This is a genomic window from Streptomyces sp. NPDC054840 (assembly GCF_053611065.1).
In genome coordinates this window covers 1-26,910 of the sequence record NZ_JBSGZP010000021.1, presented here as the reverse complement: position 1 = coordinate 26,910, position 26,910 = coordinate 1, and the positions used below count along the sequence as shown (strand labels likewise).

24 protein-coding genes are annotated in these 26,910 nt (G+C 69.1%); 12 read left to right on the top strand and 12 right to left on the bottom strand.

Going from position 1 to position 26,910, the window contains the following annotated elements; translation table 11 throughout:
- The 10 genes from ACWGIU_RS03495 to ACWGIU_RS03450 form a co-directional block, all read right to left on the bottom strand.
- Positions 1 to 641, bottom strand: a 641-nt coding sequence (locus tag ACWGIU_RS03495; RefSeq protein ID WP_453701993.1) for an ABC transporter permease subunit, incomplete at its 3' end; no start/stop codon positions are given.
- Between the two features lie 59 nt (positions 642 to 700).
- Positions 701 to 1,489 (bottom strand): ATP-binding cassette domain-containing protein, encoded by a 789-nt coding sequence (locus tag ACWGIU_RS03490; RefSeq protein ID WP_030760712.1) that lies wholly within the window; start codon positions 1,487 to 1,489, stop codon positions 701 to 703.
- 163 nt (positions 1,490 to 1,652) lie between these two features.
- Positions 1,653 to 2,765: a sugar ABC transporter substrate-binding protein gene (locus ACWGIU_RS03485; protein WP_453701990.1), complete on the bottom strand. Its 1,113-nt coding sequence runs from the start codon at positions 2,763 to 2,765 to the stop codon at positions 1,653 to 1,655.
- Positions 2,766 to 2,882: 117 nt separating this feature from the next.
- On the bottom strand, positions 2,883 to 4,097 hold the full coding sequence (locus ACWGIU_RS03480) for an ROK family transcriptional regulator (RefSeq protein ID WP_030008678.1): 1,215 nt from the start codon (positions 4,095 to 4,097) through the stop codon (positions 2,883 to 2,885).
- Between the two features lie 694 nt (positions 4,098 to 4,791).
- Positions 4,792 to 5,727, bottom strand: coding sequence for a carbohydrate ABC transporter permease (locus ACWGIU_RS03475; RefSeq protein ID WP_453701989.1), 936 nt, complete (start codon positions 5,725 to 5,727; stop codon positions 4,792 to 4,794).
- A 13-nt stretch (positions 5,728 to 5,740) separates the two neighbouring features.
- Positions 5,741 to 6,685 carry a carbohydrate ABC transporter permease gene (locus tag ACWGIU_RS03470; RefSeq protein ID WP_453701988.1) on the bottom strand — a complete coding sequence of 315 codons (945 nt, stop codon included), beginning with the start codon at positions 6,683 to 6,685 and terminating at the stop codon, positions 5,741 to 5,743.
- Positions 6,686 to 6,704: 19 nt separating this feature from the next.
- On the bottom strand, positions 6,705 to 8,132 hold the full coding sequence (ngcE, locus tag ACWGIU_RS03465; protein ID WP_453701987.1) for an N-acetylglucosamine/diacetylchitobiose ABC transporter substrate-binding protein: 1,428 nt from the start codon (positions 8,130 to 8,132) through the stop codon (positions 6,705 to 6,707).
- Between the two features lie 298 nt (positions 8,133 to 8,430).
- Entirely contained in the window at positions 8,431 to 11,148 is a 2,718-nt protein-coding gene (gene acnA / locus ACWGIU_RS03460; protein ID WP_453701986.1) for an aconitate hydratase AcnA, read from the bottom strand.
- Between the two features lie 155 nt (positions 11,149 to 11,303).
- Positions 11,304 to 11,510, bottom strand: coding sequence for a substrate-binding domain-containing protein (locus ACWGIU_RS03455; protein WP_453701992.1), 207 nt, complete (start codon positions 11,508 to 11,510; stop codon positions 11,304 to 11,306).
- Between the two features lie 42 nt (positions 11,511 to 11,552).
- On the bottom strand, positions 11,553 to 12,257 hold the full coding sequence (locus tag ACWGIU_RS03450) for a haloalkane dehalogenase (protein ID WP_453701985.1): 705 nt from the start codon (positions 12,255 to 12,257) through the stop codon (positions 11,553 to 11,555).
- A 17-nt stretch (positions 12,258 to 12,274) separates the two neighbouring features.
- Between ACWGIU_RS03450 and ACWGIU_RS03445 the strand changes: the two genes are divergently transcribed.
- The 11 genes from ACWGIU_RS03445 to ACWGIU_RS03395 all read left to right on the top strand — a co-directional run bounded on the left by ACWGIU_RS03445 (position 12,275) and on the right by ACWGIU_RS03395 (position 22,185).
- Positions 12,275 to 12,553 (top strand): MarR family winged helix-turn-helix transcriptional regulator, encoded by a 279-nt coding sequence (locus ACWGIU_RS03445; protein ID WP_453701991.1) that lies wholly within the window; start codon positions 12,275 to 12,277, stop codon positions 12,551 to 12,553.
- A 70-nt stretch (positions 12,554 to 12,623) separates the two neighbouring features.
- A complete protein-coding gene (locus ACWGIU_RS03440; protein ID WP_030008959.1) occupies positions 12,624 to 14,153 on the top strand; it encodes a helix-turn-helix domain-containing protein in 1,530 nt (509 codons plus the stop codon).
- Positions 14,154 to 15,302: 1,149 nt separating this feature from the next.
- Positions 15,303 to 16,538, top strand: coding sequence for a helix-turn-helix domain-containing protein (locus ACWGIU_RS03435; protein WP_453701984.1), 1,236 nt, complete (start codon positions 15,303 to 15,305; stop codon positions 16,536 to 16,538).
- Positions 16,539 to 16,596: 58 nt separating this feature from the next.
- On the top strand, positions 16,597 to 16,968 hold the full coding sequence (locus ACWGIU_RS03430) for a hypothetical protein (RefSeq protein ID WP_453701983.1): 372 nt from the start codon (positions 16,597 to 16,599) through the stop codon (positions 16,966 to 16,968).
- On the top strand, positions 16,965 to 17,177 hold the full coding sequence (locus ACWGIU_RS03425) for a hypothetical protein (protein WP_453701982.1): 213 nt from the start codon (positions 16,965 to 16,967) through the stop codon (positions 17,175 to 17,177). Before ACWGIU_RS03430 ends, ACWGIU_RS03425 begins: the two co-directional genes overlap by 4 nt.
- 35 nt (positions 17,178 to 17,212) lie before the next feature.
- A complete protein-coding gene (locus ACWGIU_RS03420) occupies positions 17,213 to 17,341 on the top strand; it encodes a hypothetical protein (protein WP_453701981.1) in 129 nt (42 codons plus the stop codon).
- Positions 17,342 to 17,471: 130 nt separating this feature from the next.
- Positions 17,472 to 18,455 (top strand): radical SAM protein, encoded by a 984-nt coding sequence (locus ACWGIU_RS03415; RefSeq protein ID WP_453701980.1) that lies wholly within the window; start codon positions 17,472 to 17,474, stop codon positions 18,453 to 18,455.
- Between the two features lie 110 nt (positions 18,456 to 18,565).
- Positions 18,566 to 19,150, top strand: coding sequence for a hypothetical protein (locus ACWGIU_RS03410; RefSeq protein ID WP_453701979.1), 585 nt, complete (start codon positions 18,566 to 18,568; stop codon positions 19,148 to 19,150).
- 25 nt (positions 19,151 to 19,175) lie between these two features.
- On the top strand, positions 19,176 to 19,784 hold the full coding sequence (locus ACWGIU_RS03405; RefSeq protein ID WP_453701978.1) for a class I SAM-dependent methyltransferase: 609 nt from the start codon (positions 19,176 to 19,178) through the stop codon (positions 19,782 to 19,784).
- Positions 19,785 to 20,173: 389 nt separating this feature from the next.
- Positions 20,174 to 21,598, top strand: a complete 1,425-nt coding sequence (locus tag ACWGIU_RS03400; RefSeq protein ID WP_453701977.1) for a cytochrome P450 — start codon at positions 20,174 to 20,176, stop codon at positions 21,596 to 21,598.
- Positions 21,599 to 21,675: 77 nt separating this feature from the next.
- A complete protein-coding gene (locus ACWGIU_RS03395; protein WP_453701976.1) occupies positions 21,676 to 22,185 on the top strand; it encodes an FBP domain-containing protein in 510 nt (169 codons plus the stop codon).
- On the opposite strand, the gene ACWGIU_RS03390 is transcribed toward ACWGIU_RS03395, so the two are convergent.
- On the bottom strand, positions 22,172 to 23,764 hold the full coding sequence (locus tag ACWGIU_RS03390; protein WP_453701975.1) for an MFS transporter: 1,593 nt from the start codon (positions 23,762 to 23,764) through the stop codon (positions 22,172 to 22,174). The genes ACWGIU_RS03395 and ACWGIU_RS03390 overlap by 14 nt on opposite strands.
- Positions 23,765 to 23,847: 83 nt before the next feature.
- Between ACWGIU_RS03390 and ACWGIU_RS03385 the strand changes: the two genes are divergently transcribed.
- Positions 23,848 to 25,905, top strand: coding sequence for an alpha/beta fold hydrolase (locus tag ACWGIU_RS03385; RefSeq protein WP_453701974.1), 2,058 nt, complete (start codon positions 23,848 to 23,850; stop codon positions 25,903 to 25,905).
- Between the two features lie 126 nt (positions 25,906 to 26,031).
- On the opposite strand, the gene ACWGIU_RS03380 is transcribed toward ACWGIU_RS03385, so the two are convergent.
- The coding region (locus tag ACWGIU_RS03380; RefSeq protein ID WP_453701973.1) for an ABC transporter ATP-binding protein at positions 26,032 to 26,910 on the bottom strand (879 nt) is incomplete at its 5' end.

Here is a 26,910-nt window from a genome sequence, read left to right as displayed (position 1 = left end):
GCGAGGAAGTAGCCGGCCACCGCGAGCGCGGCCAGGCCGTAGGCGACGGCAACGTCCGAGAAGAAGTACGTGGTCAGCTGGCCGACCACGCCGTCGGAGTCGATGTTGATCGTGCCGTTGCTGCCGAGGATCTGCAGCATCGCGCCGAGCCAGAAGAGCAGGCCCGACAGGGTGACGGCGAAGGCCGGGGCGCCGATCTTGGCGAAGAAGAAGCCGTGGATGGAGCCGATCAGGGCACCTCCCACGATGGCCGCCAGGATGGCCAGCCATTCGTTCACGCCGTGGGTGACGGCGAGAACGGCGACGATCGCGCCCGAGACACCGCTGACCGAACCGACCGAGAGGTCGATCTCGCCGAGCAGCAGCACGAAGATGATGCCGATGGCGATCATGCCGGTGCCGGTCATCGTGATCGCGATGTTGGTCAGGTTCTCCGGGGAGAGGAAGTTCGAGTTCAGCCCCTGGAAGATCGACCAGATGACGATCAGGCCGATGACGACCGGGAGAGAACCCAGGTCGCCCGCCTTCATCCTCCGCTTGAACTCGCCCACGTACCCGGCGAGGCCCTCCTCGCGGACGAGCAGGCGGGGGTCCACGGCCGGGATCGCGTCGTGCGCGGCCGCGGGGTTGACCGGGTCGATGTGCTCCTGCTGGTCGACGGGCCCCTTGTCCAGTGGACCGGTGGCAGGGTTCTGGGTGCTCACTTGCCGGCCTCCGAGGTGCGGGCCGCCCGGCGGGTCACGGCGTTGTCCGTGGCACCGGTGATGGCGGAGATGATCTCTTCCTGCGAGGTGTCGGCGACGTTGAAGACACCGTTGTTGCGGCCCAGCCGCAGTACCGCCACCTTGTCGGCGACGGCCTTCACATCGGCCATGTTGTGGCTGATGAGGATGACGGCGTGGCCACGCTCGCGCAGCCGCTCCACCAGGTCGAGAACCTGTGCGGTCTGCTCGACGCCGAGGGCGGCGGTGGGCTCGTCGAGGATGACGAGCTTGGGCTCGCCCAGCATGGAACGGGCGATCGCCACGGTCTGGCGCTGACCGCCCGAGAGCGAGGCGATCGGGATCCGGACACTGGGGATCCGGATGGACAGGGTGGTCAGGAGCTCGCGGGCGCGCCGCTCCATCTCCACCTCGTCGAGGATGCCGAAGCTCTTGAGCTCACGGCCGAGGAAAAGGTTGCCGACGACGTCGATGTTGTCGCACAGCGCCAGGTCCTGGTAGACCGTCGCGATGCCCAGGTTCTGGGCGTCGTGCGGCTTGCCGATGGCGACCGGGCGCCCCTCCCACTCGATGACGCCTTCATCGATGGGGTGCACGCCGGCGATCGTCTTGACCAGCGTGGACTTTCCGGCACCGTTGTCGCCGACGAGGGCGACCACTTCACCGGAATGGATCTCGAGTTCTACGTCGGTGAGGGCCTGAACGGCGCCGAACCGCTTCGAGACCCCTCGCAACGCCAGCACGGGCGCAGCGGACACATGAACCATCTCCTTCGCCGCCTGACCGGCGGGGATGTCGTGCAAAAAGAGCAGGAGCGGGGACGAATGGGGGAGGAACGTTTCTGCCCGGCGCCCCGCCCGGTGGCGGGGATGGGTGGGAAGGGCGCCGGTCAGGCACGGGGGCCGTCTCACGGGGAGACGGCGGGGGCCGCTACTTCAGGCCGGCGGCGGCGCAGGCCGCCGCGTACTTGTCGGTGCAGATCTCGTCGACCGAGTAGACGCCGTCCTTGACGACGGTGTCCTTGATGTTGCCCTTGGTCAGCGAGACGACCGGGATCAGCACGGACGCGATGCCCTTGGTGGTCGGGCTGTCGACCGTGGACGTGGAGCCATCGGCCTTCCCACCCTTGGCGAGGCCGACGGCCATCTTCGCGGCGGCCTCGGCCTCGGGGGCGTACGGCTTGTAGACGCTCATGAACTGCTCACCCGCGACGATCCGCTGCACACCGGCGAGCTCGGCGTCCTGGCCGGTGACCGGCGGCAGGGGGGAGACACCGGCGGCCTTGAGGGCGGTGATGATGCCGCCCGCCATGCCGTCGTTGGCGGAGTAGACGCCGATGACCTTGTCCTTGCCGAGCGCGGAGAGCGCGGCCGCCATGTTGGTGTTGGCGTTCTCCGGCTTCCACTCGACCGTGTCGTACTCCTTGCCGACGTTCACCTTGCCGTCGAGGACGGAGTGCGCACCGGACTTGAAGAGCTTGGCGTTCGGGTCGGTGACCGAACCGTTCATCATGACGATCTGGCCGTCCTTGGCCTTGTCGCCCAGCGCCTCCAGCAGCGCCTTGCCCTGGACCTTGCCGACCTCTTCGTTGTCGAAGGAGGTGTAGGCGTCGATCGGGCCCTCGGCGAGGCGGTCGTAGGCGACGACCGGGATGCCGGCCTCCTTCGCCTTCTTGACCGAGCCGGCGATGGCCTTGGAGTCCACAGCGTCGATGATCAGGACGTCCACCTTGTTGGTGATCATCGTGTCGACCTGGGAGTTCTGCGTGGTCGCGTCCTGCTTGGCGTTGGCGTAGACGACCTCGCCCTTGCCGCCGGTGAGCTCCGCGACCTTCTTCTCGATCAGCGGCTTGTCGAACTTCTCGTAACGCGCGGTCTGGTTCTCCGGCAGGAGCAGACCGACCTTGATCGCGTCGCCCTTGGCAGCGCCGGAGGACTCCTTCGTCGCGTCGCCGGCCTCCTTCGCACTGCCACAAGCGGCGAGCGAAACGGCCATGGCACCAGCGGCAACAGCTACGGCGGCTCTGCGCATACGCGTGTTCATTACTTGAACCTCCCTGACGAGGCCGCAGCGGCGCGGCCGAGGTGGATGTGAGTCAACCCCGGCCGCGTTTTGCCGTCAAGGAGTGAATTCTTAACGAGATGACAACGGTGCCATTCGTTATCTACCTGAAGACAAGACGGCTGGAGCTCGCACTCCACTCCCATGATCTGACAAAAGTGTCGAATCGCCCATCTCGCTGAGGACGAGCGCCAGCGCGCCCAGCACCTCGGCGCGCCCGCCCAGGTTCCCCGTCAGCACCGACAACTGCCGGGCCGCACTGGGAATCGCGTACCTTCCCACCGATTCACGGATGGGGGCGAGCACGAGTTCACCGGCCTCCGCCAGCGAGCCGCCGAGCACCACCCGGCTGGGGTTCAGGAGGTTGCACAAACTGGCCACGCCGCTGCCGATGTGCCGGCCGACGTCCGTGATCACCCGGCGGCAGCCCGGGTCTCCCTCACGGGCCAGTTCGACCACGCGCTCCATCGTCAACTCCGGGCCGTGCGTGCCCTGGAGCAGCGGCAAGACGTACCGGGCGGCCGCGAAGGTCTCCAGGCAGCCGCGGTTGCCGCAGCGGCAGACCGGGCCCGATTCGTCCAGGGTGATGTGCCCGATCTCGCCCGCCGTGCCGCCCGGTCCGCGGTAGATCTGGCCGTTGATCACGAGGCCCGCGCCGACGCCGCTGGCCACCTTGATGTAGGCCAGGTCCTTTACTCCCCGCCCACTGCCCCAAACGAGTTCACCGAGGGCTCCGAGGTTCGCGTCGTTGTCCACGTACACGGGCACCCCGAGGCGCTGCGAGAGCTCCTGGCGGGGATTGATGCCCGCCCAGCCAGGGAGGATCGCGGTCGAGCCCAGGGTCCCGGACTCCACGTCGATCGGGCCGGGCACGCCGAGTCCGACGCCGATGACCTTCTCCAGCCCCACGCCGATGTCCGCGATCAGCCTTCCGACCAGGGCTTCCGCCCGGTCGAAGCCGTCCGCCCAGGACGCGTCGACGTCCAGCGGCTCGGACTCCTCCGCCAGCACCTGGTGGGCCAGGTTCCCCACCGCCACCCGCAGGTGGGTGTGGCCGAAGTCGACGCCGATCACGATCCCCGCGTCACCGCTCAGCGAGACGCTGCGCGCCCGGCGGCCACCGGCCGAGGTGTCGGTGACCTCGACGGTCCCGCCGTCCTTCAGCTCCCGGACGATGTTGGACACCGTGGCCGCCGACAGTCCGGTGGCGCGGGCGATCTCCGCCTGGGTCAGCGATCCCGCGAGCCGCACCGCCCGCACGACCCGTTCGAGATTCGCGCGATGCAGTGACGACTGCGATCCGGGAGTCTGCACGACTCATCCACTCCTGCCCATTAGCGACGGCCAGCCGTCGCCCCCCGGCCGGGACACGTCACGGCTTCACGCTCCGAGACCCCGGCATCTCTCCAACTTGTGAACCTTAAGTCGAGCCTTTACGCATCCACACGTCAAGAGGCTGACACGGCATGAAACGTCCGGTACTGACCTAAAGAGGGAGAGAAGCGGCCGTCGGATCGTGCTGCGATCACTGGGACGAGTCCCGATCGAAGTCCTGGCGGCACTCTCGTCGGCTGACCTTCCGGCCGGCTGCCCTCGCTGCGGGGACGCACGGCAGCGGTGGACCGCCGGCCCCGTGCGCGCTCGTGTTCCGTTCACGTTCCTTCGCCTTCCTCCCTTACACATTCCCTTCCTTCCGCATGCCGTGCCAACTCCGCAGGGCGGGCGTCGTCCATACCCACCGGCGGGCCGGCGGCCCATCGGGCTGCCGTGCGGTGACCCCTGACCACTCCACGTGACCGCTCGGCTTCGCGCCGCCCGGACACGGCGGGGGAGCTGTCCGGCATGACCGTGCTCATCCCCGGCACCCGACCATGCTCGTGCCGCCGGGCGGCCGCCGGACAGGGAGTACCCGTGGGGCCCCGCAACCGGGACGCCGAGGGCATCGGCCGCTTCGAATGAAGGGAACGCGTTACGGAACGCCAGAGGCCGCGGGCCGGAGGCCGGAGCGCTACTTCAGCGTCGCCGAGGTGAGCCCCGACTGGATCTGGCGCTGGAAGGAGAGGTAGACCACCAGCATCGGGACCATGGCGATGGTGGCGCCGGCGAACAGCACCGGCAGGTCCGTCTCGTAGCCCATCTGGTACTGGAGCTGGATGAGCCCCTGGGTGAGCATGTACCGCTCGGGGTCGGCACTCGTCTGCGGCTGCATCAGCACGGCGGGCAGGATGTACTGGTTCCACTGGCCCAGGATGTTGAAGATCCCGACGCTGATCAGGCCGGGCTTGGCCATCGGCAGCATCACCTGGAAGAAGATCCGGGTGTCGGAGGCGCCGTCGATGACCGCCGCCTCGTGGATCGCCGTCGGCAGCGTCCGGAAGAAGGAGTGCATGAAGAAGACCGTGAAGGGCATCGAGTAGGCGACGTACACCAGGATCAGGCCCTGGTAGGTGTTCAGCATGTCGAAGCGCTTGACCATGAAGAACAGGGGTACGAGCGCCAGGAACACGGGGAACATCGCCCCGCTGACGAAGAAGTAGTAGATGAGCCGGTTGCCCGTGAAGGGGTAGCGGGCCAGCACGTACGCGGCCATGGAGCCGAACAGCATGGTCAGCGGGACCGAGAACACCAGCACGATGAGGGTGTGGGCGAAGTACCCTCCGATGCCCTTCGTCCAGGCCCGCGCGAAGGCGTCGAAGTGCCAGTCGGAGGGCCAGCTCAGGGCCGAGCCGCCGATCTGCGCGTCGGTCTTGAAGGCACCGAGCGCCAGCCAGAGCAGGGGCAGCACGATCATGATCGCCCAGACGGCGAGGAAGCCGTGCGAGAAGACGTTGAGGGCCATGCCCTCGGAGCGGCGCCCCTCGCGCTTGCCCGGCCGGCCGGCGCCGCGGGGCTGCTCCGCGGCCTTTTCGCCGGGCGCCTTGATCACTGTGGACTGTGCGGTCATCGTGGAACTCCGCTCAGAACTCGATGCGCTCGCGGCGCGTGGCACGCAGCGTGATGACGGAGAGGATCATGGTCAGGGCGAGCATGACCACGCCCATGGCGCAGGCGTATCCGCTCTTGCCGAAGTAGAGGAAGTTGCGCATCAGCACCGTCGACATGACCTCGCTGTGGTGGTCGGGTCCGCCACCGAACTGGCCCGAGGTCATGGTCGACACCAGGACGAACATGTCCATGGCGGCGATGCCCAGATAGACCGCGGAGGTCTGCACGGAGTCCCACAGCAGGGGCAGCGTGACCTTGAAGAAGGTCTGGGCGCGCCCGGCGCCGTCGAGCAGCGCGGCCTCGTAGATGTCCTTGGGGACGGACTGCATGGCCGCGGAGAACAGGACGAGGTAGAAGCCGACGCCGTGCCAGACGACGACGAGGAGCAGGCACCACAGGACGAGGTTCGGCTCGTTGAGCCATTCGACCGGGTGGGTCGCGTCGATCAGGCCGAGCTTGGTCAGGAAGCCGTTGAGCAGGCCGCCCTCGTCGCTGCGGTAGATCGCGCCGAAGAGCACCGAGAGGATGGCGAGGGAGAGGACCTGCGGGAAGAAGTAGACGACCTTGTAGAAGCGCGATCCGCCGACTCCCTGCACTCCGCCGGCCCCGCCGCGCCCGCCCGCGTTCACCATGAAGGCGAAGAAGAGGGCGAGCAGGATGGTGACGAGCGGGACGAACACCAGGAGCAGCAGGTTGTGCCAGAGAGCGCCGCGGAAGACCTCGTCCTTCAGCAACGTCGCGTAGTTGTCCGCGCCGACGAAGTCGAACGTCGGGGACTGGCCGCTCCAGTTGGTGAAGGAATAGCCGAACGTCTGTACGTACGGCCAGATGACGAAGGTCAGATACAGCGCGAGGGGCGCGAAGAGGAAGCCGGTGATGAAACCGGCCCGCCCCTTCCTCCGGGCTACATGGCTCATGGTGTCCGTCCCTGCGGTGTCAGGAGCGCTTGTTGTTCTTGGCGTTCGGGTCCTTGGCCGCCTTGTCTACCGCAGCCTGGGCCCGCTTGATCCACTCCTTTGGCTGAATCCGCTGGGCCATGAGCTCATTGGACGCGTTCTGGATCTCGGTGTCCATTTCGCTGTACCAGTCGGGGTAGCGGTAGCTGAACGTGTTGCCGCCCGCGGCCTTGAGCGCCTCGACCGCCGACTGGGTGCCCGGCCGCAGCTTCACGCTCGGGTCCACCCCGTCCTTGACCACCGTGAGCGAGTTCGCCTGCTGGGCGAAGATCGTCGACCATTCGCGGGACAGCATCGAGCGGAGGAACTCGAAGCCCGCGGCCTTGTTGGCGGCCTTCTCCGGGACGATGAAGGGCTCGTCGACACCGGCCCGGACGGCCTCGAAGGGCAGCTTGCTGTCGGCGAGCAGGGGCATCGGCAGGAACTTCATGTCGAAGTCCTCCGGAGTCTGCTTCAGCTGCTCGTTCTCCAGCCAGGAGCCGGAGGGGATGAAGGCGGCCTTGTACTGGTTCCAGGCGGTCTGCGACTCCGTGTGGGTGAGGCCGTTGGTGCCCGGCATCAGGAGGCCCTTCTCGACCACCTCGTAGACTGCCTCGACCGCGGCGAGGGCGGCCGGGTTGCCCTCGAAGGCGTTCGGCTCCAGGTTGTCGATCGCCTTCATGGCCTCCAGACCGCCCTTCTTGGCGATCAGGTCCATGATGACGACATTGATGTAGTACGGGAACTTGCCCTGGTGGGCGAGGCCGCCGATGCCGGCTTCCTTCGCCTTGGCGCAGACGGCCAGGAACTCGTCCCAGGTCTTCGGCGGCGCCCAGCCCTTCTCCTTGAAGAGCTTGCCGGAGTACCAGAAGCCGAACACGGCGTAGACGTACTTCAGCACGACGAACTTGCCGCCCTGCAGGCCCTGTTCGTACGCACCCTCGACCAGGGTGTCGCGCACCTTCTTGGTCGGGTCGTCGAGCGAGGGCGAGTCGAGGACGGCGGTGAGGTCGGCGAGCTGGTCGCCCTTGGCGAGCACGTCCAGCTTGATCTGCTGGGCGCCGGAGTCGTCGACGACATCCGGCGGGTTCCCGGCGTTGAAGCGGGGCTGCAGCTTGGCGGTGATCTCCTGGGTGCCCAGGTGGGAGCTGGTGGTGCCCCACTTCTTGTCGAAGGCCGCCTCCCAGGCCTTCGCGTAGTCGTCGCCGAACCCGCCCTTGAAGACGACGACGTCCAGCTTCCCGCCCTTCGCGACACCGAAGGGGTTCTCCTTGGTCACCGGCGCCTTGGCCGGGCCCTTCGTGGAATTCTCCTCACCGCCGGAGGCACAGGCGGACAGGAAGCTCATCGTCGGCACCGTGATCAGTCCGAGTGCTGCGGAGCGCTTGATCAGGTCACGGCGTCCGAGGCCCTCACCAGTGGATCCCATGCTCATGTCCTCGCCTTCGTCAGAAGTGTGAAGGAGGCCGGAGATTCACGGTGGTTGCCGTGCATGCGGACATCACCACACGTCCCCGCCCACCCCCCGGCCGGAGCCACGCGTGTCGCGGTGATCCGGACGGGCACAGGTATAGTCCACTTCCGCTCGTGTGAGCAAGATCATGCACACTTATGGCCGTCAGTTTTCCCGAGTTGAGACCTGTCCGTCACATGGACACGCCGCCGGACGAACGAAAGGGCCGTACCCCCGTGACGGGGATACGGCCCTTCGGCGCCTGTGCCGTGGCTCAGCCGCGGATGAGGTTCCGGAGCACGAACTGCATGATGCCGCCGTTGCGGTAGTAGTCCGCCTCGCCCGGCGTGTCGATGCGGACGACCGCGTCGAACTCCACGCCGGTGTCGGTGGTCACCTTGACCGTGCGCGGGGTGGTGCCGTTGTTGAGCTCCTCCACACCGGTGAAGGAGAAAGTCTCCTCGCCGGTCAGGCCCAGGGAGGCCGCGGTGGCACCCTCCGGGAACTGCAGCGGCAGGACGCCCATGCCGATCAGGTTGGAGCGGTGGATGCGCTCGTAGGACTCGGCGATGACGGCCTTGACGCCGAGCAGCGCGGTGCCCTTGGCGGCCCAGTCGCGGGACGAGCCGGAGCCGTACTCCTTGCCCGCCAGGATGACCAGCGGGATGCCGGCGGCCTGGTAGTTCTGCGAGGCGTCGTAGATGAAGGAGACCGGCGCGCCCTCGACGGTGAAGTCGCGGGTGAAGCCGCCCTCGGTGCCCGGCGCGATCTGGTTGCGCAGGCGGATGTTGGCGAAGGTACCGCGGATCATGACCTCGTGGTTGCCGCGGCGGGAACCGTACGAGTTGAAGTCGCGGCGCTCGACGCCGTGCTCCGTGAGGTACTTGCCGGCCGGGGTGTCGGCCTTGATCGCACCGGCCGGGGAGATGTGGTCGGTGGTGACCGAGTCGCCCAGCTTCGCCAGCACGCGCGCGCCGGCGATGTCGGAGACCGGGGTGGTCTCCATCGTCATGCCCTCGAAGTAGGGGGGCTTACGGACGTAGGTGGACTGCGGGTCCCACTCGAAGGTGTTGCCGGTCGGGATCGACAGCGCCTGCCACTGGGCGTCGCCCGCGAAGACGTCCTGGTAGGACTTGTTGAACATGTCCTCGCCGATGGCGTTCGCCACGACGTCGTTGACCTCGGCCTCGGAGGGCCAGATGTCCTGGAGGAAGACCGGCTTGCCCTCGGTGTCGACGCCGATGGCGTCCTTGGTGATGTCCACCTTCATGGAGCCCGCGATGGCGTACGCGACGACCAGCGGCGGGGAGGCCAGGTAGTTCATCTTGACGTCGGGGTTGATCCGGCCCTCGAAGTTGCGGTTGCCGGAGAGCACCGAGGTGACCGCGAGGTCGTGCTCGTTGATCGCCTTCGAGATCTCCTCGTCCAGCGGACCGGAGTTGCCGATGCAGGTGGTGCAGCCGTACCCGACGAGGTTGAAGCCCATCTTGTCGAGGTACGGGGTCAGGCCGGCCTTGTCGAAGTAGTCGGTGACGACCTTCGAGCCCGGGGCCAGGGTGGTCTTGACCCACGGCTTGCGGGTCAGGCCCTTCTCGACCGCCTTCTTGGCCACGAGCGCCGCGGCGACCATGACGTAGGGGTTCGAGGTGTTGGTGCAGGAGGTGATCGCGGCGACGGTGACGGCGCCGTGGTCGATCTCGAAGGAGGTGCCGTCGGCCAGGGTGACCGGGGTGGGCTTCGACGGGGCGCCGTTCGGGTGGTTCGCCGGGGCGTCGGAGGCCGGGAAGGACTCCTTGCCCGCCTCGTCCACGTCGTCGACGTAGTTGCGCACGTCCTGCGCGAACTGCTCGGCGGCGTTGGCGAGGACGATGCGGTCCTGCGGGCGCTTCGGGCCGGCGATGGAGGGGACGACCGTGGAGAGGTCGAGCTCCAGCTTCTCGGAGAAGTCCGGCTCGGCCTGCGGGTCCAGCCACAGGCCCTGGGCCTTGGCGTACGCCTCGACGAGCGCGACCTGCTGGGCGTCGCGGCCGGTCAGACGCAGGTACTTCAGGGTCTCGTCGTCGATCGGGAAGATCGCGGCGGTGGAACCGAACTCCGGCGACATGTTGCCGATGGTGGCGCGGTTCGCGAGGGAGGTGGCGGCGACGCCCTCACCGTAGAACTCGACGAACTTGCCGACGACGCCGTGCTTGCGCAGCATCTCGGTGATGGTCAGCACCAGGTCGGTGGCGGTGGTGCCGGTGGGCAGCTCGCCGGTCAGCTTGAAGCCGACGACGCGCGGGATCAGCATGGAGACCGGCTGGCCGAGCATCGCGGCCTCGGCCTCGATGCCGCCGACGCCCCAGCCCAGCACGCCGAGGCCGTTGACCATGGTGGTGTGCGAGTCGGTGCCGACGAGGGTGTCGGGGTACGCCTGGCCGCCCCGGACCATGACCGTGCGGGCCAGGTGCTCGATGTTGACCTGGTGGACGATGCCGGTGCCCGGGGGGACGACCTTGAACTCGTCGAAGGCGGTCTGGCCCCAGCGCAGGAACTGGTAGCGCTCCTTGTTGCGGCCGTACTCCAGCTCCACGTTCTGCAGGAACGCGTCCGGGGTGCCGAACTTGTCGGCGATGACGGAGTGGTCGATGACCAGCTCGGCCGGAGCCAGCGGGTTGATCTTCGACGCGTCGCCGCCGAGGGCCTTGACGGCCTCACGCATGGTCGCGAGGTCCACCACGCAGGGGACGCCGGTGAAGTCCTGCATGATCACGCGGGCCGGCGTGAACTGGATCTCCTCGCTGGGCTGGGCCTGCGAGTCCCAGTTACCGAGCGACCGGATGTGGTCGGCGGTGATGTTCGCGCCGTCCTCGGTGCGAAGCAGGTTCTCCAGCAGGACCTTCAGGCTGTAGGGAAGGCGGGCGGAGCCCTCGACCTTGTCCAGCTTGAAGATCTCGTACGACTCGTCGCCCACCTGCAGCGTGCTGCGGGCGTCGAAGCTGTTCGCCGACACGACAGTCTCCTTCATGCATGAATTCGCGCGTATTACCGCAATCCTGCCGCCACGCCCCTTGGCCAATCCGCTAAGGTAGGGCTAAGTTAGGTAACCCTTACTAGCGGGGGCGGCTGCGGTACGCCTTCGGCAGATATCTCGATGTCGAGATAACTCTAGTACATGTCCGGGGGGAGGGACGAGGCGCGCACCCGCAGTCCTGCCGGGATCGTCCGCTGACCTGGCGGTTCCGCATGCCCGGATTCGATCAGGTTGACCAGGACAGACACCGCCGAAGCGGCGATCCGCTCCGGATTCGGGGTGACGGTGGTCACGGCGGGTTCGGTCTCGGCGTACGCCGGATCCTCGCTCGCGCAGACCAGCAGCAGACCGCCGTGCCCCGGGCCGCCGGGTGCCCCGGGTGCTCAGCCCGCTGCCGCGAGGTTGTGGCGGGCGGCCCAGGAGTTGAGGGCGGCGGCGATCTCCTGCGGCCGGCCCTCGGGGCAGAGGCGGGCGGCCGGGCCGCAGTACTCGCCCTCCAGCGCCGCGACGTTCTCCTCGCACCAGGCGACCGTCTCGGGGCCGGCCATCAGGGTGGGCGAACCGTCGAAGGCGAGCAGCAATGTGGGCACCTCCGGGCTGCCCGACAGCCAGGCGTCGCACTTCTCGACGACGGCGCGCACATCGGCCGGATCGCCGTCGACGGGCAGCGAGCGGGCCCACCGCAGCAGGGGCACGCGGCTCTCGCGGGTCGGGTAGGGGGCGGCATGGACGGCGCGGTCCGCCTCGCCCGTCGGGTTCAGCACCCTCTGCGCGATGCCGTCCTCGATGAAGACGTTCCGGTCCAGGACCATCTCCTCCCCCACGCCCGGGGTGCGGATCGCCGCGAATCGGGCCCGTCCGGCGGGCGGGTACCGCGCCCAGCTCAGCGGCCGCACGATCGTCTCCATGAAGGCGATGCCACGGACCCGCCCGGGGTGGCGGGCGGCCCGGTCGAAGGCGAGTGCCCCGCCCCAGTCCTGACCGACCAGCACCACCTCGTCGAGTCCGAGGGCCTCGCACCAGGCGTCCAGGTAACGGGCGTGGCTCTGGAAGCGGTACTGAATCCGGCCCGGCGAGCCAGGCCACACTCAGCGCCCGCACCGGCATCCACCGCAGCGACCTGGTCGCCGTCATCAACGAGCTCGCCGCACGCGAACTGTTGAAGCGGACGCCCGACTCCGAGGACCGGCGGCGCAATGTCGTCACCCTCACACCGCCCGGCCGGCGACAACTGCGCAAACTGGAACAGATCCTCACCGCGACCCAGGCGGAACTACTGGCTCCACTGTCCACACAGGAGCGGGAGCAGCTCACCCGCCTGCTGGGCCGGAATGTCGACCATCACGCGTACGGGAACCCCGTCATGGGACCCGATGGGCGGTAACAACCACTCAATTCACCCATTTGCCGCACCCGACGCGGGAGTCATCTCATATCTGAGATAGCGTGCCCCTATGGCAGACGACTACCTCGTACGCATCGGCAAGCTCATCCGTGACGCCCGGCAGCATCGGGGCTGGACACAGAGTCAGCTCGCCGACGCCCTCGGCACCAGCCAGAGCGCAGTGAACCGGATCGAGCGCGGCAACCAGAACATCAGCCTTGAGATGATCGCCCGCATCGGTGAAGCGCTCGACAGCGAGATCGTCTCCCTGGGCTACGCCGGCCCGATGCACCTGCGCGTGGTCGGCGGCCGCCGCCTGTCCGGCGCCATCGACGTCAAGACCAGCAAGAACGCGTGCGTCGCCCTGCTCTGCGCCTCGCTGCTCAACAAGGGCCGTACGGTGCTGAGGCGGGTGGCCCGCATCGAGGAGGTCTACCGCCTCCTTGAGGTCCTCAACTCCATCGGCGTCCGCACCCGCTGGATCAACGACGGCGTGGACCTGGAGCTGATCCCGCCGGCCCGCCTCGACATGGAGGCGATGGACGCGGACGCGGCCCGCCGCACCCGGAGCATCATCATGTTCCTGGGCCCGCTGCTGCACCGGATGGAAACGTTCCGACTGCCGTACGCGGGCGGCTGCGACCTCGGCACCCGCACCATCGAGCCGCACATGATCGCCCTGCGCCGCTTCGGCCTGGACATCACCGCGACCGAGGGCATTTACCACGCGAAGGTAGTCCCCGGCATCTCCCCGGACCGCCCGATCGTCCTGACCGAGCGCGGGGACACCGTCACCGAGAACGCGCTGCTGGCCGCGGCCCGGCACGACGGCGTGACCGTCATCCGCAACGCCTCCTCCAACTACATGGTCCAGGACCTGTGCTTCTTCCTGGAGGCCCTGGGCGTCCGGGTCGACGGCGTCGGCACCACCACGCTCACCGTCCACGGCGTTCCGAGCATCGACGTGGACGTGGACTACTCCCCTTCCGAGGACCCGGTCGAGGCGATGAGCCTGCTCGCCGCCGCGGTCGTCACGGAGTCGGAACTCACCATCCGCCGGGTGCCGATCGAGTTCATGGAGATCGAGCTCGCGGTCCTGGAGGAGATGGGCCTGGACCACGACCGCTCTGCGGAGTACACCGCCGACAACGGCCGCACCCGCCTGGTCGACCTCACGGTCCGCCCCTCGAAGCTCGAAGCCCCGATCGACAAGATCCACCCCATGCCGTTCCCCGGACTGAACATCGACAACGTCCCGTTCTTCGCGGCCATCGCCGCCGTGGCCCAGGGCCAGACCCTGATCCACGACTGGGTGTACGACAACCGGGCGATCTACCTGACGGACCTGAACCGCCTCGGCGGCCGCCTGCAGCTCCTCGACCCCCATCGCGTCTTGGTCGAAGGCCCCACGCGCTGGCGGGCGGCGGAGATGATGTGCCCGCCGGCCCTGCGCCCGGCGGTGGTCGTCCTCCTGGCGATGATGGCGGCCGAGGGGACCTCGGTGCTGCGCAACGTCTACGTCATCAACCGCGGCTACGAGGAACTGGCCGAGCGCCTCAACTCGGTGGGCGCCCAGATCGAAATCTTCCGCGACATCTAAGGAGCCGGGCAAATGGGGATCAATCAGGGCATAACTCGAAGCCCTGCGGCCCTGAACTGCGGAGATACCCTGCAACACCTCTCGACATCTTCCAGCATTTTCCATCGCCTTGTGCAAGAAATGCGCAACGGACGGGCGATTGACTGACGCTACCGAGGGTCACCCTGACCGCATGCTCACGTGTTCCTACGTGGCCTTCGCGTTTACCCTGGGCCCTGTAGTCATGCACATGGACTCGAAGCCTTCTACCCCACGCTGGACGACAGGGTGAAGGAGCGCATCAGGGCTGACAGAAGGCAAGCGGCACAGCTCGAAGAAAACAAGATCAAGAAAATCCGTCGCGCCCGTAGTCTGCGCGGAGCTGGGGACGGGATCTGTCCAGCCACCCGCCCCTCATGCGCACCACCGACGAAGCTCCCGCCACGGCACCGAGCCGACCAGCGGGGGCTCCGTCCTTTCCGGGGGCCGATCAGAGCACTTCCATTCCGCGCATCTAGGACAGTTCGCGGTCACAGGTCCGGCCTCGTCAAGATCGCCTCCTCCTGTGGCCCACACGTACAACTCGGACTCGACGTTGATGAGTGTTCGCCTGAGAGTGTCCAGTTCTTCGGCAGACACCCGCCGCATGTCCGGATCACCGTTCCGCCGGACTCGTTTCGTCGCCGGTTTCCGCGCCCCTTCCGGCAATCGCGGAAATGCCGCCGCTGCGGGAGCGAACAGCCACACCCCATGCACGTACTGGTTGCGGAGGTCGACTGGCTCCGTGCAGCGCTCGAAGATCTTCTTCAGCTCCTCGACGCGCTCCGGCGTCTCCTGCTTCTTCGCCGCCCTCAGGCAGGTGTCCATGTTCCGCGACACCGATTGTGACAGGACCGATCCGGTGCGGTCCTCACCGGTGAGGTACGCGGCAAGACCCCCGATCGTGTGCTCCAGCTCGGCGGCGGATCATCCGGCCCAACTTCAGGTACGTCTCGTCCAAGGTCATTTCGCGAGGGTACGAACGCCGGCCTTCAAGAGCCACGGTCGTACGTGAACTCTCCAGATCCCCGGGGCCTTCCGCTTTCTGAGATCCCTTGGCCAAGGGCCGCCACCAGCCGCTCCCCGGCGGTACCGTCCCGTCAGAAGCTGTCGCACATCGGGGTGGTAGACGTGCGCGGGTACATCGAGGAGCAGGAGCGGATCGGCCAGCGGGTCCGGCGGCAGAGGCTCTCCGTGGGGATGACCCAGGCCGACCTCGCCGCAGCGCTCGGGCGGACGCAAGGGTGGGTGTCCAAGCTGGAGAAGGGGCGCATCGAGCTGGACCGGGCCGGGCTGATCAACGCCGTGGCCGCCGCCCTGCACTGCCACCCGAACACGCTGATCGACCGCCCCTACACCGGCGGCGGCGCCGAGACCAAGTGGCAGGTGTCCGCCGCCTCCATCCTGCGGGAGTTGCGCCGCTACGACCTCGCCCCCGTCTTCGACGGCACTCCGCGCCCGTCCGAGGTGCTGTGGCAGGACATGAAGCGTCTGCCGCGACTGCGCGATGCGGCGGCGAACGGCGCCGTGCTGAGTGAGCTGCCGGACATGCTGAGGGAGGCCCGCGCCCTCGCCGAGGTCTCCACCGGCCACGAGCGTGAAGAGGCGTTCGCGATCTACGCAGTGGCGTGCAAGTTCGCCCACACCGCCGCCCACGCCCTCGGACATCCCGAACTCGTAGCCATGGCGTGCGAGCGGGCCACGTGTTCGGCGCAGCTCTCTGGCGACCCGGTGATGCCCGCGATGGCGCTGTGGATGCGGATGTGGGACACCTGGGCTTCCGCCGACTGGGACGACGCCCTCGCCCTCGGGGACAAGGCCCTCGCCGGCATCGAGACGGAATACGAAGCCGGGGACCCCCTCGCACTACGGATGGGGGGCGCCCTCCACCTGCGGGCCGCGATCTCGTGCGCACGGAGCGGAAACGCGGCGGCATCAGACGAACGGCTGGCACTGGCCCGCACGGCGGGCGAGCGGGTCAATGCCTACGTCGGCCCCGGCATCCATGACCGGCACTCCGTCACCTTCTCCCTCGGCAACGTCATCATCCACAGCGTCAGCGCCGCCCTGGAGATGAGCGACCAGACGAAGGCCCTCCGTCTCAACCGGGAGGCGGACCCGGCGCACATCGCAGTCCTGCCGAGCTCCCGTCTCGGTCACCACCACATGGACCTCGCCCGCGCGTGGCTGTGGGACGGCAACCGCGACCAGGCCCTGACCGAGCTGGAGACCGCCGAGCGCATCGCCCCGCAACTGGTCCGCAATCACCCCGTCGCGCGGGCGACCCTGCGAAAGATCGTCTACGCCGAGCGGGGCGCCACGCGCCAGCGGCTGCGGGGTATGACCGGACGTTTTTCGCTGGACTGATCTGCGGGTATTCCACGGAATCATATTTGTATGTAGCGGGGCGCATACGTTCCGCTACATGACCTCTACGCGTCGCACTGACCATGACCGCGTACGACAGCAGGCGGACGACACCGATCCCCGCTGGCCCCTGCGCGGTGACCTCGCCTACGACACCGCCGCCTCCCGTATGGGCGTGGTCATAGAAGTCCCCGAGGACACGGGGATCACCTTCTACCGACTCACGCCCGAAGGCGGCGGCGAGGAGGGGTGGAACGCCTCCGTCGACACGCTGATGCCCCCCGAGGACGTCCCCAGCGTCGCGATTGGCCACCAGCCTGAATACGCGCCCTGGGCCCACAGGCCGGACACGAGTCCGTCCCTCCAAGCCCGCGCCGAGCGCGGTATGGCGCGCTTCCTCGGGTCGGCGGGCGGGGGTGAGCTGCGGTGAGCCGGAAGACCCTCCCCACGTGGCTGTACGAAGGTGCCCGCGTCCTCGACGCGAACGACAGGGAAGCGATCGTCCAGTTCATCGGCGAGTGGGAAGACCCGGCCACCCGCCGGAAGATCGCAGAAGCCGTATTCCTCCGACCCGAGGGCGGGGGCCGGGAATGGGTCGTCGCCGACCACCAGGCGCTGCGCGAGGCGGATGCCCGATAACTGACCGGAGCCACTTACCTGAGCCCGGCTGGGGCATGATCGGCGCCCTGCTCGCCATCGGCCTGACCGGTCCCGCCATCGTCCTCAGCGGCCACGCCCTCGACCTGATCCAGGCCAGCACGCTCCCTCCGGCCACGGCACCGGACGTCGAACCGCCCGCGTAGACCGCCCCAGACTCCCCGCCCGACACCTCGTTCAGTGTCACCGCCCCGGGTGGGGCACCGCTCGAACCTGATCGAGAGGAGAACGATGCCCAGCGCCTTACGGCTTGCGACCAGGCCGCGGTCTGTGATCATGCAGCCGACCACGCAATGCCTGCCCATGGACTGCACCTACTGCTACCTGCCGTTCCGCAAGCTCAAGCACTTCATGCCGGTAGGAGTCGCCGAGTCCGTGGCCGCGTCCGTCAATCCGTGGGCGGTCGACGACCCGGCGTTCGAGGTCGTGTGGCACGGCGGGGAACCGCTGGCCACCGGCCGCGAGCACCTGGCCGCCCTCATGGCCCCCTTCGAGGGCGTGAAGCACTCCGTGCAGACGAACGCCGCGCTCATCGATGACGCCTGGTGCGAGTTCCTGCTGGAGCACGACATGCACGTGGGCGTCAGCATCGACGGCCCCGAGGACATGAGCATCCACCGGATCACCCTCGCCGGCCACCCGGGATTCCGCGTCATCATGCGCGGCATCGAACGCCTCCGCCACCGCGGCATCCCGTACTCCGCCATAGCCGTCGTCTCCGATCCCGACCCGGCCGATGCCGCCCGCTTCTACGAGTTCTTCGCCGAGCTGGGTGTGACCACCCTCGGCGTCAACGTCGAAGAGGAAGAGGGCGTCAACACCGGCTCCAAGGCCGCCGATCCCATGCGGGCCGCCGAGTTCTGGGCGGCCCTCGCGGATACCTGGAGGACGAACCCCGTCGTACGGCTGCGCGAGGTCCAGCGCGTCCTCAACTTCGCCGGTGCCCTCCTCGGCGGCCAGCCCACCGCGCCCACGCCGACCTCGGCCCCGTGGGACCCCCTGCCCACCATCGCCTACGACGGCGGAGTGGTCATGCTCTCCCCGGAACTGGCCGGGTTCACCGACACCCGGTTCGGCGACTTCACCACCGGCAACGTCCTCCACACCGGCCTGGACGTCCTCGTGGCCGAAGCCGAGAAACGCACCCCCTGGATTACCGAGTTCTGGGACGGCGTGGACGCCTGCCGCGCGACCTGCCCCACCTTCGCCTTCTGCGGAGGAGCCCACCCCGCGAGCATGTCGCGTAACTCCTTCGAGTAGGGCGATCTTCGAGGTGGTGCAGTACGAGGTACGGGTGCCGTCCATACGGCCCCCGTGCTCGAAGTACCTGCAAACCCGGCGCGGTCGTCCCCGCAGGACAGTGGTGCCCCATGACCGAGTCGGACGTCAAAGCCATCACTGCGCCGCGCAGGCCCCTGGACAGCACGCTGACGGAGATCGTTCGGCCGCCGCACCGGGAAGGGCTCCCGCTCGAAGACCTCACGCGGTCCCTGGGCGACCCAGACGCGGTGTACCTCGGTCAGGCTCTCGCGAAGCCCGACATGACCACCACCACGGACAACTACGAGGAGGGGCGGTTGCTCGGGCTGCACCTCGACAACTGGGACAAGCTCAAGTACGCCGACAAGCACACCGGCCGGCGCAGGCTCTGCCTGAACCTCGGACCCGGCAGCAGGTACATCATCCTGGGCCTGATCGACGCCCAGACAGTATGCCGAGCCGTCAACCCCGAGGGCTACGCGCACCGCTTTCCGCACACCAACGACTACCGCGCCTACGTGGCGAGCGGCTGGCCCATCCGCGTCATCCGAATACGCCTAGCCCCCGGCGAGGGCTACGTGGCCCCCACCGAGTACCTGCTGCACGACGGTTCCACCGAGGGCCAAGCCGAGCCTTCGGCCGCCGCGTTCTGGCTCGGTCACTGGCCGTCCGGCACACTGCCCTCACTTGTCTGAACCCCTCGCCCCCTTGAGGAGCCGCATGACCGACTTACCCACCACCCCTTCCGACACCTGGGACAAGTTCGGGCTTCGGCCGGCACCGAAGGAGCCGTGGGAGCGGTTCTGCTGGACGCAACATTCCGACCACGGCCCCGGGCTTGAACTCCTCCGCACCGGGCCCGGAAAGCGGGTGCTGGAGCTAGGCTTCGGCAAGGGCGACAACCTCGCCCTGGTGGCTCGCACGGGGGCCGCGGCGGTCGGCGTGGACATCTCGGCCGTGCAGGTCGAAGCGGCCCGGGAGCGCTTCGGCAATCTGATCGAGGTCCGGCACGCGAGGGCCGAGGAGTACCTGGCCGGGTGCACGGCAGAGTTCGATTCCGTGTACTCCGTCTTCGGCGCGGTGTGGTTCACGGACCCGGCCGTACTGCTGCCGCTGATCCGCCGGGCGCTCAAGCCGGGTGGCCGGTTCGCGTTCTCACACCTGCCGCCGTCGGGCGAATGCCCCGGCCCGCATGACTACGACATGTATGGGCCCGACAACGAAGAACTTCTAGCGATCACCCGCTGGTGCTACCGCCCGTACATGTGGGACCACGCCAGCCGGTCCGCCGGCAGCGCCCGCACCGCCGGAGCCGCGTCGGCCGCCTGATCGCCGGCCTCACCAGCATGAAGCGCCGGCTCGTCATCGTCTGCGCGGACCCCGGCGACGCCTTCGGGCAGGACGGCGGCCTGCCGGGCCCTGAGCCCGGCCCCCGAAGCCGCACCCTCTGACAGGTCCGAGACGACCGGTCCCCTCACCGGCCGAAACCCGCCGGCTCCCGGGACGGGACGTCACAGGAAGCCGCCTCCACACTGAATTCGCTCCATCGGAACGCCCCCGGTTGCCCAAGGCGCCGCCGGCATCGGCCCGCATGGTGATCGGCGCGCCGGCCGGACCGCGATCAGGCCACTGTGCGGCCGGATAGGGCCCTTTTCCTCGCCAGGTGGGGTGCGGGGGCGGCAGACTCGGAGTTCCGTAGGACGAAGGGGCGGGCGGCCATGGCAGTGGAAGCGAACTCGAACGTGGACACAGGTGCGGGTGCGGAGGTTCCCGGGCCTGCGGGGATGCCGTTGCTCGGCTCGCTCTTCGATCTGAGGTCCGACTCCCTCGGGACCTATCTGCGCGCCCAGCATCAGCACGGCGACCTGGTGCGGATCACGGCCGGGCCGCCCGGAATGCGTGCCGAGTTGTACTGCGTCTTCTCCGCCGAGGGCGCGCAGCAGGTGCTCGCCTCCGACGCGGCCCGCTTCCGCAAGGACAACCGCTTCTACCAGGAGGTCCGGGAGTCCTTCGGCAACGGGCTGCTGACCAGTCAGGACGAGGACTACCTGCGCCAGCGCCGGCTCGTGCAGCCCCTGTTCACCCGCCGTCGCGTGGACGGCTACGCCGAGGCGATCGCCGCCGAGACCCGATCCGTCATCGACGCCTGGGGAGATGCGCTCGACGGCGTCGTCGACGTCTCCGACGAGATGATGCACCTCGCCCTGCGGGCCGTCGCGCGCATCCTCTTCGGCACCGATGTCGAGGCCACCGCTGATCTCGTGGCCGAATGTTTTCCGGTCATCACCGACTACGTGCTGCGCCGCGGCTACTCCCCCGCCAACATCCCGCGCCACTGGCCCACCCCCGGCAACCGGCGGGCCGCCGCCGCGATGGACGAGCTCTACGGGGTGTGCGACAGGATCATCGCGGAGCGCCGCCGTGGCAGCGCCGATGACATCGACGGTGCCGGCGCCGGGGCCGGGCCGGCCGGCGAGGACCTGCTGACGCTGCTCGCCGCCGCCAGGAGTTCGGACGACGGGGAGTTCGACGCCGCCGAGCTGCGCGACCAGGTGTTGATCTTCCTCCTCGCCGGGCACGAGACGACCGCCACATCCCTCTGCTTCGCCCTTCACCTGCTGGCCCGCCACCCCGAGCACCAGGACCGGGCCCGTGAGGAGCTCTCCCGCGTGCTGGGCGACCGTACGCCGGGGGCCGCCGACCTGGAGCGGCTCCCGTACCTCACCCAGGTCCTCAAGGAGGCGATGCGGCTGTATCCGGCCGCGCCGGTCATCGGGCGCAAGGCCGTCGCCGCCACCCGGATCGGGGAGCACACCGTGCCCGCCGGTGCGGACGTGATCCTGGCGCCGTGGGTGACGCACCGCCACCCCGCGTACTGGCCGGACCCGGACCGCTTCGACCCCGAGCGCTTCACGCCCGAGGCGGAGGCGGGGCGGCCGCGCTACGCGTGGTTCCCGTTCGGCGGGGGTCCGCGCGCCTGCATCGGGCAGCACTTCTCCATGCTGGAATCGGTGATCGCGCTGGCGATGATCCTGCGGGCCTACGAGTTCGAGGCCGTGGACACCGAGATTCCGGTCGGCGCCGGGATCACCCTGCGGGCGAACGGCCCCGCGCGCTGCCGGATCCGTCGCGTGGACGGCTGAGGGCTGTCCCGTCATCCCGGGCTCGGCCCGGATATTGAGATGCGGGCAGCTCAGAGCAGGTAATAGGGTCGATGCCCGTGGAACCACTCACCGAAAAACAGATCCGCGCATCCTTCGTGAACTGCACCAAGGGCGAGGCGGCGCGGCTGCGACTGCCGCTCGACTTCACCGAGCTGCCGTGGCAGGACCTTGACTTCCTGGGTTGGGTGGACCCCGGAGCACCCCTGCGGGCCCATCTCGTGCTGCCCCGGGAGGACGGTGCCGGCCCGCTGGGGATCTCGCTGCGCGTACCGGCCGTCGGCCGCACCAGCGCGGTGAAGTCCAGCCTGTGCCAGATCTGCCTGACGGGTCACGCCTCCTCCGGGGTCACCCTGCTCGCCGCACCGCTGGCAGGCGTGCGCGGCCGTGAGGGCAACACGGTCGGCACGTACATCTGCGCGGACCTCGCCTGCCCCCTGTACGTACGCGGCAAGCGCCAGGCGAAGCTGCGCGCCGGGCAGTACGAGGAGTCCCTGACGCTGGACGAGCGGCTCGCCCGCATGTCCGACAACCTGGACGCCTTCGCGGCCCGCGTCACGGCGGTGTAGCGGCACCGGGAGCCGCCCCCGGCCCTCCGGTCCGGTCCGCCGCAGGCTTGTGGTTGCCCTGGAGGCGTGCGAGGTCCGAGGGGCGGACCTGGATGACGAACAGCGCGATCAGCGCTCCGACCAGGGTGAACAGGGACGCCACGACGAAGGCGGCGCTGATGCCCGAGGTGAGGACCTGGTCGCCCCACGGTTTCGGGAGCTGTCCGGTGCGCCGGAAGAAGGCCTGCTGCACCGGGCCGGCGGTGCTGAGGAATTCCGGTATCTGCTGCTTGGCCTCGTTACGGCTCGCCGTGCCGTAGACGGTCACCAGGATCGACAGGCCCAGCGAGCCGCCCACCTGCTGCATCGTGTTCAGCAGTCCGGACGCCGCGCCCGACTCCCGGTCGGAGACGTTGGACAGGGCCATCAGTGTCAGCGAGACGAACTGGAGGCCCATGCCGAGGGCGAAGAGCAGCATCGGGCCCAAGATGCTGCCGAGGTACGTCGAGTCGACGTCGGTCTGCGTCAGCCAGGCGAGTCCGGCCGCCGAGGACAGGGCGCCGGGGACCATGACGGGCTTGGGGCCGAACTTCGGCAGCAGTTTCGCGGTGATCGCGGCGCCCACCGCGATCACCGCGCTGACCGGCAGGAAGGCGAGGCCGGCCTGGATCGGGCTGAAGCCCAGCACGATCTGCACGAAGAGGGTCAGGAAGAAGAACATTCCGAAGATCGCGCAGGCGAGCATGAGCATGATGCCGTAGGTCCCGGCCCGGTTGCGGTCGGCGAACATGTGCAGCGGGGTGATCGGTTGTGGCGAGCGGCGTTCGTTGAGGATGAAGAGGGTCAGCAGGACCACGGCGGCGCCGAAGGAGCCGAGGGTGACTGGATCGCGCCAGCCTTCCTGGGATGCCCGGATGAAGCCGTAGACGAGCGAGACCATGCCCAGGGTGGACAGCAGCGCGCCCGCGAAGTCGAAGTGCCCCGGGTGGCGTTCGGACTCGTGGAGGACCTTCGTGGCCAGCGCCGCGATCACGATGGCGATCGGGACGTTGACGAAGAGCACCCAGCGCCAGTCGAGCCATTCGACGAGGATGCCGCCGGCCAGGAGGCCGATCGCTCCGCCCGCGGCCGAGACTCCGGCGAACACGCCGAACGCCCTGTTGCGTGCCGGGCCTTCGCGGAAGGTGGTGGTGATCAGGGCGAGGGAGGTCGGTGAGGCGATGGCGCCGCCGACGCCCTGGAGGGCGCGTGCGGCCATCAGCTGGCCCTCGTTCTGGGCGAGTCCGCCGAGGAGCGAGGCGAGCCCGAAGAGCAGGACGCCGAAGATGAAGACGCGTTTGCGGCCGAGGATGTCTCCGGTGCGCCCGCCGAGGAGCAGCAGTCCGCCGAAGGCGAGAGTGTAGGCGTTGACGACCCAGGAAAGGCTCTCCGTCGAGAAGTTGAGAGCGGTCTGGATGTGCGGCAGCGCGATGTTCACGATCGTGATGTCGAGAACCACCATGAGTTGGCAGGAGGCGATGACGAACAGGGCGAGTCCGCTGCCGCTTCCCTGGACCTTGCCTTCGGTCCCTCTGTTGCCCGGCGATACGTTCGGATCCACCTTTTCGACGCTAAGCCCGCACCCCAGGGGTCACCACTCGAACAGCCTAGTAATGGTGACATTTCACATGTCACACTACGATCATGGATGACTTCCTCAGGCTCTCCGCGAGCACGGCCCGCTTCACCTACGGCGCCCCGCGCGCCTTCTCCTTCGGAGACGACGGCCGACTGCTCTGGTTCCTCCGGTCGACGGGCCCCACCGACGCCTTCGACTCGCTCTGGGTGCTGGACACCACCACCGGCGCCGAGACCCGGCTCGCCGATCCCCGTGAACTCTGCCCTGAGCCCGGGCCCCTCCCCGAGGCCGAGCGCCGACTGCGGGAGCGGACCCGGCTCGTCGCCGCCGGAATCGGCTCGTACGCCCTCTCCGGCGACGGCCTGCGCGCCGCCTTCGCGCTGTACGGGCGGCTCTTCGAGGTCACCGCGGGCGGCGCCGGGACGCCCAAGGAGATCCCGGCGGCCGGACCCGCGCTGGACCCGCGGCCGAACGCCGACGGCTCGCGCACCGCGTACGTCGCCGACGACGTCCTGTACGTCGCCCCGGGCGGCCGGATCAGCCCCGACGACGGGGCCCGCTGGGGCCTCGCCGAATTCGCCGCCGCCGAGGAGCTGGCCCGCCCCCGGGGCCACTGGTGGTCCCCGGACGGGGTCACCCTGCTGGCCGCCCGCGTCGACGAATCCGCCCTCCAGCGGCGCTGGTTCGCCGACCCGGCACACCCTGAACGGCCCGCCGAGGACTTCGCCTACCCCGAGGCGGGCGGGCCCAACGCCGACGTCCAGCTGTGGGTGCTCGGTGAGGGCGGGACCCGGATACGGCTCGACTGGGACGCCTGCACCTACCCGTACGTCTCCGACGCGGGCTGGGAGTCCGCCGGCGAGATCCTGCTGACCGTCCAGGACCGGCTCCAGCAGAACGTCCTGCTGCTCTCCGCCGACCCGGCCACCGGCCGCACCCGGGAGCTGTCCCGCACCACGCACCCGCAGTGGGTGGACCCGCTGGTCCCCGGCACCCCGGCCCGCCTCGCCGACGGGCGGATGCTGACCTGCGCCGACACCCCGGGCGGAGCCGCCCGCGCCCTCGCCGTGGACGGCGAACCGGTCACCGGGGACGGGATCCAGGTCCGCGCCGTGGCCGGGCTGCACGAGGGCCGGCTGCTGATCGAGGCGGGCCTGCGCGACCCGTCCGAGCAGCAGGTGCTGCTGCTGGATCCGGACACCGGGGAGCTGACCCCGGTCGCCGACGGGCCCGGCGTGCACACCGTGTCCGTGTCGGCCGGCACTCTGCTGCTGACCAGCGCCGACGCCGACGGGGTACGGCGCACCGTACGCACCCGCGACGGGCGGGAGTTCACCCCCGCCGATCTGTCCGAGCCGCTGCCCTACCAGGTGGACGCGATCCTGGAGCGGGTCACCGAGCGCGGCATCCCCACCTCCCTCGTCCTGCCCCGCGACCACGTCCCCGGCCGGCGGCTGCCCGTCCTGATGGACAGCTACGGCGGCCCCGGCATGCAGGACGTCAGCGCCGACCCGCGCCGCCGCCAGCACCGCCAGTGGTGGGCCGACCAGGGCTTCGCGGTGGTGACCGTCGACAACCGCGGGACCTCGTACGTCTCCCCCGCCCACACGCACGCCATGTACCGCGGCTTCTCCGAGGTCACCCTGGACGACCAGGTGGCGGCGCTCCACGCGCTCGCCGCCCGCCACACCGACCTCGACCTCGGCCGGGTCGGGGTACGCGGCTGGTCGTACGGCGGTTACCTCTCGGCCATGGCCGTGCTGCGCCGCCCGGACGTCTTCCACGCGGCGGCCGCCGGGGCCGCGCCGACCGACTTCCGGCACTACGACACGGCGTACACCGAGCGGTACCTGGGTCTCCCGCAGGACCACCCGGAGGTCTACGAACGGGACTCGCTGCTGCCCGATGCCCCGAAGCTGGCGCGCCCCCTGCTGCTGATCACGGGCCTCGCCGACGACAACGTGCACCCGTCCCACACCCTGCGCCTCTCCCAGGCCCTGACGGACGCGGGCCGCCCGCACCAGCTGCTGGCCCTCCCCGGCGTCACCCACATGACCCCGGGCGGCACCCGGGAGAAGCTGATGGCGCTGGAGCTGGAGTTCTTCCGCCGCGAACTGGCCTGAGGGCCGCCTGCCGCACCCACCACCGTCACGGCGACGGCGGTCCGGAGGGTGCGGCATGCGCGAGGTACGGCGGTGCCCCGGGGACGCCTTTGTCCTCGGGGCACCGCCGCTTCCCTTGGGTCCCCGTCAGTCACCAGGGAAGTGGCAGGCCACCTCGCGGGAGGCGGCGGGGCGCAGCAGCGGGCGCTCCGTGCGGCAGAGCTGCTGGGCCTTGGGGCAGCGCGGGTGGAAGGTGCAGCCCGGAGGTGGAGCGGCCGGGCTCGGCGGGTCGCCGAGCAGCACGATCCGCTCCCGCCGCCGTTCCGCCGCCGGGTCGGGCAGCGGGACGGCGGACAGCAGCGCCCGGGTGTACGGGTGCTGCGGGTTCTGGTAGAGGGACTTCTTGTCCCCGATCTCGACGATCCTGCCGAGGTACATGACGGCGACCCGGTCGCTGACCCGTTTGACCACCGACAGGTCGTGCGCGATGAACACGTACGCGAGGCCGAGCTCCGCGCGCAGCCGTTCCATCAGGTTGACGATCTGGGCCTGGACGGAGACGTCCAGCGCCGAGACCGGCTCGTCGGCGACGATCAGCCGGGGGCTCGTGGACAGCGAGCGGGCGATGCCGATGCGCTGGGCCTGACCACCGGAGAACTCGTGCGGATAGCGGTCGATGTGTTCGGGGATCAGGCCGACGAGCTCCATCAGCTCCGCGGCCCGCCGGCGGGCGTCGCCCGCACTCCAGCCCTGCACCAGCAGCGGGTCGGAAATGATCCGGGCCACGGTCTGCCGGGGGTTGAGGGAGGAGTGCGGGTCCTGGAAGACCATCTGGATGTGCTTGCGCAGCGGGCGCATGGCGGACGGTGAGAGGCGGCTGATGTCCTTGCCCTCGAAGGCGACGCGGCCCGCGGTGGGCTCCAGCAGCCGTACCAGCATCCGCCCGGTGGTGGACTTGCCGCAACCCGACTCCCCGACCAGGCCGAGGGTCTGTCCGGCCGCCAGGTCGAAGGAGACCCCGTCGAC

Bases quoted from the DNA above. Each gene is read 5' to 3' on its own strand.
- ACWGIU_RS03415 (WP_453701980.1), top strand. From the start codon at position 17,472: ATGCAGCCGACCACGCAATGCCTGCCCATGGACTGCACCTACTGCTAC.
- ACWGIU_RS03475 (WP_453701989.1), bottom strand. From the start codon at position 5,727: ATGACCGCACAGTCCACAGTGATCAAGGCGCCCGGCGAAAAGGCCGCG.
- ACWGIU_RS03470 (WP_453701988.1), bottom strand. From the start codon at position 6,685: ATGAGCCATGTAGCCCGGAGGAAGGGGCGGGCCGGTTTCATCACCGGC.
- ACWGIU_RS03430 (WP_453701983.1), top strand. From the start codon at position 16,597: ATGACCTCTACGCGTCGCACTGACCATGACCGCGTACGACAGCAGGCG.
- ACWGIU_RS03440 (WP_030008959.1), top strand. From the start codon at position 12,624: ATGGCAGACGACTACCTCGTACGCATCGGCAAGCTCATCCGTGACGCC.
- ACWGIU_RS03420 (WP_453701981.1), top strand. From the start codon at position 17,213: ATGATCGGCGCCCTGCTCGCCATCGGCCTGACCGGTCCCGCCATCGTC.
- ACWGIU_RS03385 (WP_453701974.1), top strand. From the start codon at position 23,848: ATGGATGACTTCCTCAGGCTCTCCGCGAGCACGGCCCGCTTCACCTAC.
- ngcE (WP_453701987.1), bottom strand. From the start codon at position 8,132: ATGGGATCCACTGGTGAGGGCCTCGGACGCCGTGACCTGATCAAGCGC.
- ACWGIU_RS03400 (WP_453701977.1), top strand. From the start codon at position 20,174: ATGGCAGTGGAAGCGAACTCGAACGTGGACACAGGTGCGGGTGCGGAG.
- ACWGIU_RS03490 (WP_030760712.1), bottom strand. From the start codon at position 1,489: ATGGTTCATGTGTCCGCTGCGCCCGTGCTGGCGTTGCGAGGGGTCTCG.
- ACWGIU_RS03405 (WP_453701978.1), top strand. From the start codon at position 19,176: ATGACCGACTTACCCACCACCCCTTCCGACACCTGGGACAAGTTCGGG.
- ACWGIU_RS03410 (WP_453701979.1), top strand. From the start codon at position 18,566: ATGACCGAGTCGGACGTCAAAGCCATCACTGCGCCGCGCAGGCCCCTG.
- ACWGIU_RS03485 (WP_453701990.1), bottom strand. From the start codon at position 2,765: ATGAACACGCGTATGCGCAGAGCCGCCGTAGCTGTTGCCGCTGGTGCC.